Below are 813 nucleotides of genomic sequence, written 5' to 3'. Positions count from 1 at the left end.
ACTTGCCTATGGGACAATGGGGTCGACAAGTTTTTCTCAGGAGATTTCTTTCCCTCCTTGCGGACACCTTTGTGTACTGCTTTTTTAGCCTGCTACCCATGACCCATCATTGAATTTCTAACCGCTGGTTGCACCTCTGACGTGGAAGGGGAAGTAGCGCCCCATAAATTGTTTTCCCGACAGATGAGTGCTGATGACGAGGCAGATCTAGATGGTTCTCATGGGCACCCAGGTCTGAGATTCACTTGATTACTGCTTTACCTGGAGGTGATACGATGTCGCAAATGTTAGTTGGTATAGACGTAAGCTTAAAATCCCACCATGTACAATTCATGGATGGAGATGGAATTTCTTTGGCCAGTTTTTCTGTGACCAACGATCAAAACGGGGCAGACACCCTGATTAAAAAAATGTTGGTTACAGCGGAAAAAGGGCAGCTAAATCAAGTTAAGGTTGGAATGGAAGCTACTTCAAATCTTGGCTGGCACCTTGCTCATTATCTTAGAGAACAACTTCAAGGATATGAGCCAGGCATCCAATCCCATATTTACGTCTTGAATGCGAGGAAAGTGGCTCGTTTTAAAAAAGGCTATGATTCCCTTGTGAAAAACGACCGCATTGATGCCTGGGTGATCGCAGACCATCTGCGTTTTGGACGACTGCCGATCGAAATGAAAGAATCCATTCAATATGAAGCCTTGCAGCGTTTAACGAGAACCCGTTTCCATCTTATGAAAAATATCGCTAGAGACAAGACGTATTTCCTTAATCAAGTCTTTTTAAAGTTCAGTGGATTACGGCAAGATAATCCAT

The 813-nt window shown here is 43.8% G+C and carries 1 protein-coding gene; it reads left to right on the top strand.

What is annotated here, in order from left to right; all coding sequences use genetic code 11:
* Positions 1–275: 275 nt before the first annotated feature.
* Positions 276–813, top strand: a 538-nt coding sequence (locus tag DCC39_RS18905; RefSeq protein ID WP_133243520.1) for an IS110 family transposase, incomplete at its 3' end; no start/stop codon positions are given.

Origin of the sequence: Pueribacillus theae (assembly GCF_003097615.1) — a bacterium.
GTDB classification, from domain to species: Bacteria; Bacillota; Bacilli; order Bacillales; family UBA6769; genus Pueribacillus; species Pueribacillus theae.
Note: the sequence above shows the minus strand (reverse complement) of the source record. Positions and strands in the feature narration are given on the sequence as shown.